5 protein-coding genes are annotated in these 7,546 nt (G+C 60.3%); 4 read left to right on the forward strand and 1 reads right to left on the reverse strand.

The genetic code is table 11. The features are described 5' to 3' along the window. The first annotated feature begins 372 nt into the window (after positions 1 to 372). From Q0C48_RS08395 to Q0C48_RS08410, 4 genes are all read left to right on the forward strand, one after another. A complete protein-coding gene (locus Q0C48_RS08395) occupies positions 373 to 771 on the forward strand; it encodes a DUF302 domain-containing protein (RefSeq protein WP_291523343.1) in 399 nt (132 codons plus the stop codon). Between the two features lie 477 nt (positions 772 to 1,248). Then, the gene (locus Q0C48_RS08400) at positions 1,249 to 2,532 is read left to right on the forward strand and encodes a TolC family protein (protein ID WP_291523346.1); all 1,284 of its coding nucleotides are present in this window, start codon (positions 1,249 to 1,251) and stop codon (positions 2,530 to 2,532) included. Beyond that, a complete protein-coding gene (locus tag Q0C48_RS08405; protein WP_291523348.1) occupies positions 2,529 to 3,845 on the forward strand; it encodes an efflux RND transporter periplasmic adaptor subunit in 1,317 nt (438 codons plus the stop codon). Before Q0C48_RS08400 ends, Q0C48_RS08405 begins: the two co-directional genes overlap by 4 nt. After that, the gene (locus Q0C48_RS08410; protein WP_291523350.1) at positions 3,838 to 6,948 is read left to right on the forward strand and encodes a CusA/CzcA family heavy metal efflux RND transporter; all 3,111 of its coding nucleotides are present in this window, start codon (positions 3,838 to 3,840) and stop codon (positions 6,946 to 6,948) included. Before Q0C48_RS08405 ends, Q0C48_RS08410 begins: the two co-directional genes overlap by 8 nt. A gap of 131 nt (positions 6,949 to 7,079) precedes the next feature. Here the strand turns inward: Q0C48_RS08410 and Q0C48_RS08415 are convergent, their stop codons facing one another. Next, positions 7,080 to 7,421: a hypothetical protein gene (locus Q0C48_RS08415; RefSeq protein ID WP_291523352.1), complete on the reverse strand. Its 342-nt coding sequence runs from the start codon at positions 7,419 to 7,421 to the stop codon at positions 7,080 to 7,082. Positions 7,422 to 7,546 lie beyond the last annotated feature (125 nt).

A 7,546-nucleotide genomic window follows, 5' to 3' on the forward strand; every position in this document is an offset into this window, starting at 1 on the left:
TGTGGCGGTCGCCTGCAACGGCGCAGCGGCATCAGCGATAATCCGCTTCATGTCGGCGAGCAGCCTCTCCTTGGTCCAGGAACCGGCATCTTTAAGTTTAGGCATAAAATAGCTTCTTTCGATAAACAACTACATTATGTAATTATAGTATATTTTTCGTCGGCGATGGTCCGGCTGCATCGTGATTCCGGTGACCTTGACCTGAGGGTTCGATTTTTCACCTTGACTCTGTAGCGTACTTCATGGTTTATCATGCTTTATGAATACCGGAAGGAAGCATCCCGTGGCCGTCAATCCATAGGGAGGCTGGCCTGCGACAATGGCTCCCGCCACCACCACGCTGAGCTGAGCGATTGATAAAGGAGCACCTTCATGACGACGTATGCCTTTTCCACCACTATTACCGGATCTTTTCCGGCAGCCCTCGCAAAAGTCAGGGAGGCACTCAAAACGGAAGGCTTCGGCGTGCTGACCGAAATCGACGTGGCTGCAACCTTCAAGGCCAAACTCGGGATCGATTCTCGGCCCTACAATATCCTGGGGGCCTGCAACCCCCAGTTTGCCCACCAAGCGATTGAAGCCGACCCTGACATCGGGCTGCTCCTGCCTTGTAATATCATTGTCCGGGAGGAGGCCAACGGCCAGGTCACAGTGGGTTTCATGGACCCGGTCGCAGTGCTTGGTATGGTTGGCAACCCGCGGGTGACCGCGATCGGTGAAGCGGTGCGTGCCAAGCTGGTTCGGGTGAAAGCAAGTCTCGAGATCACCTGACGCCGATATGCAGAGAATCCGCCGCCGCTTTCCCCTGCTCGTTTTGCTGGCCATGTTTCTCCTCGGAACATGGGTGAGCAATGCGGCGGTGGCTATGCCACTCGGCGCTTCATGCGCTGATATGCCAGGCATGTCGATGGCAGGCATGCCTGATTGCCAGGGTGGTCACGGCACGGATATGAGCTCGCATTCTGGGGCGATGTCCGGTCAGTGCATGTCGATCTGTGCAGAAGCCCATGCGTCAGGGAGATTAAGCCCCTCTGGAATGACCTTCCCTGCCCCGGGAATGATGGGTTCAGTGACATTTTCCAGCCAGGCAAGATTTAGCCCGACACCAGCCCAGTTTTTTTTCTCCCACCCGCCCCATCATCCTCCACCCCTCCAGCAGGTGCGGTTGGTCATTTAATTTCTCCTGAGCAAACTGGCACTCCTCTCTGAATGGGGAGATATGTCACCGATTTGCTGTGGAGATTTTTCATGTATACCAACATTCTTGGTCGTTTTACCCAACTGGCGTGGGGCGGGATTCGCTTCTTGGCCGGGGTGCTATTGCTCCTGTCGGCGACACCTGCCAGTGCCGCCTTATTGAGTCTGCAGGATGCTGAGGCGATTGCCCTGGGGCAAAATCCCGGTCTCGGCGCCATAAAGCAGAAGGTTGTGGAATTACGGCACCAGGCGGTGGCGATAGCTCAACTCCCCGATCCCCATCTCGTTTTCGGCGCTGCGAACCTGCCCCTCAACAGCTTCTCCATGAACCGGCAGCAGATGAGCATGCTGAACGTGGGTCTGAGTCAGACTTTTCCCTCTTTTGGCAAACTGGGGCTGGAAGGACAGCAGGCGGGGGTCGAGGCCCAGGCGGCCGCCGACACCCTGCGCGGCCAGTCCGCCGAGCTGGTGTTGTTATTGCGCCGCGTCTGGCTGCAAGCCCTCTATGCCGAAGATGCCGTGGCAACGGTCCGGCATCAGGAACAGTTACAGGCAGAGAGTGTGCAAGCGGCGCTGGCGCTCTACCGGTCTGCTCAGGGGGCACAGGCCGATGTGCTCCGCGCCCAACTGGCGCGTGACAGGCTGGCCAATGATATCAGTAAGTTGCAAGCGGAACGGGCAAGCGATCTCGCGCAAATCGCGCAGATCCTGAATCTGCCGGAACCGCCGTCCATAGCGCATCAATGGCCGAACCTGCCACCCCCGCCCACGCTTGCCGAAGCGGAAGCCCGGCTCTCCAGCCAACCCCTCCTGCGGGCCGCCCAGGCGCAAACCCGCGCGGCGCAAATGGGCGTGCAGGTAGCTAAGCGTGGCTATTGGCCGGAAGTCACGGTCAGTGTCGATTATGGTCAGGATTTCTACGCCGGCAGCCCCAACTGGCTGTCAGCGGGGGTTGACCTGAGCCTGCCCATATTTCCGGGAGACCGCCAGGACCAGAACGTCGCCGCCGCCCGGGCCAAGGCCTTGCAGGCGCAATATCGCTACGACGATCAGCATCTGGCCCTGACCCAGGAGGCGCGCGCCACCTTCGCCCGCTACGCAGCCCTCAAGACCGAGTTGGAGCGTACCGACCAACGCCTGCTGCCTACCGCACGAAATGCCTTTTCCGCGACGCTCGCTGCCTACTCGGCAGGACGTGCCGAACTGAGCGCTGTGCTGCGTACCCAGAAGGAAGTGCTGGATTACGCCCTGACCCGCCTGCAATACCGCCGCGATCTGGCCCTCAGCGCCGCAGAACTGGATTTCCTCACCACCGAAGGGGGAGCACAACCATGAAGTCACGCAACTGGATCATCGGTATCGGCTTACTCGTCATTGGTGTAGCCCTTGGGGCGGGTGCGGTGTGGTGGCTGCGGGTCCCCGCCGCCGCGCCTAGCGCCAACTCCACTGCAACCCATTCTCCGAAAAGCACGCCCAAGGGACGGCATATCCTCTACTGGGCTGCCCCCATGGACCCCAAGATTCATTCGGATCACCCGATGAAGGACAGCATGGGTATGTCTTATATACCGGTGTATGCCTCCAGTCCGAGGGCACAAAAGGCTTCCGGCCTCAGCATCGATCCGCGCCTGGCGCAAAACCTGGGAGTGCGTCTCGTGGATGTCCAGCACCGTCAGATGGGCCACGCCATCCACACCGTGGGCACCGTGGCGGTGGACGAGAATCGTGTCTATTCCGTCACTCCACGTTTCTCCGGCTGGGTGACACGCTTGAACGTCCGTGCCGTGGGTGACCCCGTGCAGCGCGGCCAGGTGCTCGCCGAGATGTATTCTCCCGAGCTGTATAGTGCCCAACAGGAATATCTCATCGCCCGCCGCCAGGGCGGGACGACGGAAGACCCCGCACTGCTGGCGGCAGCCAGGACGAAATTACGACTGCTGGGTATGCCGGAAGACCAGATCGCGGCGCTCGCCCGACACGGCACAGCGGAGCGGGACGTGCCGCTCATGGCGCCCGCTTCCGGGGTGGTCGAGACCCTCAATGTGCGCCAGGGTGGCTATGTCTCGCCGCAAACGAATATCTATGAAGTCGCCAATCTCGACCGGGTCTGGGTCAATGTGGCGCTCTACTCCTATCAGTTGCCCTGGGTACAGATCGGCAACTCGGTGCGCCTACATCTGCCAGCCTATCCCGGCAAGGCCTGGAAAGGACGTTTGAACTTCCTCTACCCGACCCTCGACCCCAAAAACAGGACGGTGACAGCCCGGCTGAGCTTTCCTAATCCTGGCGGGAACCTGCGCCCTGGCACCTACGCCACTGCCACTATTTTAGCCAGCGCCGAGGAGACCCTGGCGGTGCCCAGCGGCGCCGTACTGCGTACCGCTCAGGGGGATTACGTGATGCTGGGCGAGAGTAACGGGCATTTTCTGCCGGTGGAGGTCGCTCTGGGGGCGGAGGCCGACGGCTGGGTAGCCATCGACAAGGGACTCAAAACGGGTGACAGGGTAGTGGAGAGCGCGCAGTTCCTGCTCTATTCCGAGTCTCAGTTCCAGTCCGTTAAGGCCCGTATGCTGGGGGGCAACACGGCGCCCACCACGAGTGCCACGGCCGGGATGAACATGAGTCAGGGAGGCCAGTTTCATGATTAGGGCGATTATGCGCTGGTGCATGGCCAATTACCTGCTGATTGTGATCGCCGTTCTGGTGTTGATCGTCGGTGGTACGCTGGCGGTGATGAATATCCCGCTGGAAGCGATCCCCGACATCTCTCCCACCCAGGTCATCGTCAAGACCTCCTATCCAGGTCAGGCTCCGCAAATCGTTCAGGACCAGGTCACCTATCCCCTGGAGACCACCCTGCAGGAGGTACCCGGTGCCCAGGCCGTGCGTGGCTACTCCATGTTCGGGGACTCCTATGTCTATGTCCTCTTCAAAGGGGGCACCAGCATCTATCAGGCCCGCAACCTGGTACTCCAATACTTGAGTCAGGTACAGTCCAAACTGCCGCTGGGGATCACGCCAGCCCTGGGCCCCAACAGCTCGGGGGTGGACTGGATCTTCGAGTACGCCCTCAGCGATCCCGGCGGGACCTTGAATCTCGCCCAGCTCACCACCCTGCAGAACTGGTTTCTCAAATACGAACTACAAGGCATCTCCGGCGTCGCGGAGGTGGCCACGGTGGGGGGCATGGTGCAAGAGTACCAGGTGGTGGTGGACCCCCAGAAACTCCTCGCCTACAACCTGACTCTGCCGGAAGTGGAGGCCGCCATCCGTGCTGCCAACGGGGAAACCAGCGGCTCGGTGGTGGACATGGGAGAAGCGAGTTATATCGTCCGCACCTCGGGTTACATTCGTTCCCTGAAAGACCTGGAGGATGCGTCTCTGACCGTGCGCGACGGCGTGCCCATAACGCTGCGGCAGGTGGCGCGGGTGCAGTTGGGCCCGCAGTTGCCCAACGGCACTGCCGAACTCAACGGCCAAGGCCAGGTGGTGGGCGGTATCGTGATGATGAACCAGGGCGACAACGCCTATGCCCTCATCCATCAGATTGAGCGCAAGCTGAAGGAAATTCAGCTCTCCCTACCCAAGGGGGTACGGGTCGTCACGACCTATAGCCAGGCTCCGCTCATCCAGCGCAGCATTCATACCCTGACCGGCAAGCTGCTGGAAGAATCCCTGGCGGTAGCACTCATTTCCCTGCTCTTCCTGCTGCGCGCGCGTTCGGCGCTGGTGGCCCTCGTCGCCCTGCCGCTGGGGATACTGGCGGCCTTCCTCATCATGTGGGCTTTGGGTATCCCCGCCAACATCATGTCCCTGGGCGGCATCGCCATCGCCATTGGCGTGATGATGGATGCCCCCGTGGTCATGATCGAAAACATGCACAAGCACCTGGAGCAAACCCCCGGTGTCGATCCCTGGGCGGCGGCCATGGCGGCGGCGGAGGAGGTTGGTCCGGCATTGTTCTTTTCGCTGATCATCATCGCCGTGTCCTTCCTGCCGGTCTTCGCCCTGGGCGGCGAGGAAGGCAAGCTCTTCGCGCCGCTCGCCTTCACCAAGACGTTTTCCGTGGCTGCCGCCGCCATGCTCTCCATAACCGTGGTGCCCATTCTCATGGCATGGTTCATCCGCGGTCGCATCCTTCCCGAAAACAGGAATCCCCTGAACAGACTCTCCACTTTTATCTACCGGCCAGTGATTCATGCTGTTCTGCGCGCCCCCTGGATCATTTTGGTCCTTGCCCTGCTGCTCACAGCCACCCTCTATTACCCCTGGAACCGCCTGGGGTCGCAGTTTATGCCGCCGCTGAACGAGGGGTCGATGCTTTACATGCCCATATTTCAGGACCCGGCCATCTCCGCCGGCGAGGCAGCCATGATCTTGCAGCAAACGGACCGCATCCTGAAGACTTTCCCCGAGGTGAAAACGGTCTTTGGTCAGGCGGGAAGGGCCCAGACGGCGACCGATCAGGCGCCACTATCCATGTTTGATACGACGGTCACCCTCAAAGAACCGGATCAGTGGCCCGTCGGGATGACGATGCACAAACTGCAAAACAAGATGAATAAGGCGTTGCGCATTCCAGGCCTGTCCAATGTCTGGACGCAACCTATCAAGAATCGGGTGGACATGGTCACTACCGGGCTGACGACCCCCCTTGGTATCAAGGTGGCAGGTCCGAACCTTGATACCTTGAACAGTCTAGGGCAGAAACTCCAGGTAGTTTTGCAGAAAGTACCCGGCACCCAGAGTGCCTATGCGGCACGGATCACCGGCGGTCGGTATATCGTCATTCACACCGAGCGCGCCAAGGCCGCCCGCTACGGCATTTCGGTGGCGGATGTGAACCGTCTCGTGGAGACGGCCATTGGCGGCGAGGTCCTGACCACAGTGGTACAAGGGCTGGAACGCTTCCCGGTGGATCTCCGTTACCCCCGGGAACTGCGCCAATCCCTGTCCACCCTGATGGAAAGCCGCATCGCCACGCCCGACGGTGCCCAGATCCCTCTCGCCCAGGTAGCCGATCTCCGCATCGAGGGAGGAGCCTCCATGCTCACCAGCGACAACAGCCGCCTGAACAACTGGATCTACATCGACCTGAAGCCCGGCACCAACATCGGTGCCTATGTGCCCCGTGCCAAGGCCGCGATTGCGAAAGCCGTTCATCTCCCGGGCGCTTACACCCTCTCCTGGGTGGGCCAGTATCAGGTCATGGAGCGGGCCGCCAAGCGTTTGGAGTTGGTCATTCCCGCCGTCATTCTGGTCATTGCCCTGCTCCTGTACTTCAACTTCAGGAACTGGGTGGAGGTAGCCATTATCCTGCTCACTCTGCCCCTGTCCCTGGTGGGAGGCTTCTGGCTCACCTACTGGCTCGGCTACAAACTCTCGGTGGCGGTGGCCGTGGGCTTCATCGCCCTGGCGGGGGTGGCAGTGGAATTCGGAGTGGTGATGCTGCTCTACCTGGATCAGGCCCTCATCCGGCGGCAGGCCCGTGACGCCTTGCAGAGCTGGCACGACCTTCAGCTTGCCGTCATCGAGGGGACCATGCTGCGCCTGCGGCCTCTGGCCATGACCTTTAACCTGGTGGTGGGTGGCCTCTTACCCATCATGTTCAGCCATGGCGCCGGCGCCGATGTGATGAAGCGTATTGCCGCCCCCATGGTGGGCGGTATGTTCAGCGCCGCGTTACTGGCACTGCTGGTCATTCCCGCCCTTTACGCCCTGTGGCAGAAACGGCGATTTGGCCTGCGCTAATGGTACGGATGAGGTTGTATAGCTAATATACCAGTATACCAGATGACCACTGTTTGTCACTTTCATCACGACATTGCAGGCCGCCGAAAGGATGCCTGCATCGCGCAAAACGGCAGCGTGGGAGGCCGCCTTTAATCGCCGATTAGCCAGGCGGCGAAATGCTCCGTGTTTAGCACGGTCGGCGGTTGTTGGACAAGCAAAGGTTCATCCCGCAAGATACGCAGGATGCGGTTGGTTCCGGCCACCGCGCTGCGCTTGGAAGGAACATCGGATTGAAGGTAGCGATTGAGCAGATCGGCAAAGGCTATGCTTGGGGGGGCTTGTCCTGGACGGGACGTCGTTTGCTGGGACTCCGTTGTCCAATATCCAGTGATCGCTGCAGCATCTTGGAATATGGCCTGGGGCACAGGCGGGGCAGTGGCGCGGTGGAACGCGGGTTGCAAAGGGGTAAACTGGGGTTTCATGATGTCCATGAAACCCCGACTAGTGGTTTGTTTTGGTGTGTGTTAGTAGCCCTTGGGGGGCTACTGGGATACTCTGATGTGGTACCGGGGACTGGATTCGAACCAGCACAAGCTTTCGCTCACTAGGACCTGAA

It is taken from the genome of Acidithiobacillus sp., from assembly GCF_023255755.1.
In the GTDB taxonomy this organism is placed as follows: Bacteria; Pseudomonadota; Gammaproteobacteria; order Acidithiobacillales; family Acidithiobacillaceae; genus Acidithiobacillus.